Source organism: Variovorax sp. P2_H12, from assembly GCF_056403395.1.
Genome location: NZ_JBFUFO010000182.1, coordinates 1 through 471 on the forward strand (window position 1 = coordinate 1; position 471 = coordinate 471).

At 64.1% G+C, this 471-nt stretch carries 2 protein-coding genes; one reads left to right on the plus strand and one right to left on the minus strand.

Features of this window, described 5'->3' with window-relative positions; genetic code table 11:
* On the minus strand, positions 1–244 hold a 244-nt coding region (locus AC1DYK_RS35720; protein ID WP_478170572.1), incomplete at its 3' end, for a hypothetical protein.
* Here AC1DYK_RS35720 and AC1DYK_RS35725 point away from each other — a divergent pair.
* A partial coding sequence (locus tag AC1DYK_RS35725) for a hypothetical protein (RefSeq protein ID WP_478170573.1) occupies positions 231–471 on the plus strand: 241 nt, incomplete at its 3' end. The genes AC1DYK_RS35720 and AC1DYK_RS35725 overlap by 14 nt on opposite strands.

Sequence of the window (471 nt, forward strand, 5' to 3'; positions counted from 1 at the left end):
CCGATTGACCGTTCTGGGAGAACTCCGAAAAGCCCACGGCCTCGTCGCCGAGGCTCAATCCTGAGCCACCCACGTCGATGAGGGAGAATTCCTTTACGAAGTCATCCAGTTTGATGACCTTCTCGCCGCCACCCCGCGGGCTGGGGTCGCGGTCCGCGGAGGCAGCCTGCGCGAGCGGTGCGCATGCGAGGACCGCGGCGAGCGCGGTGACCGCGACCGGCCGCATTGCCTTGAAACGACGCATTCTGCGTCTCCTTCGAGCTGAATGGAATTACAGGCGGCAATTCGCGCCGCTTATCGATCCATTCATGACTCAATCGGAAGCCCGCAACATGAGGCGCGCATTGGCTGTGCAGAAAGACGACCCGATCGGCCGCGCGGTCGATCCAGATCGGATCCCGATACATCCCATGTGGGACAGCAGCACCATCACCGCCCGCACCGTGCAGCGCCCAGGGCCCCGCAGCAGGC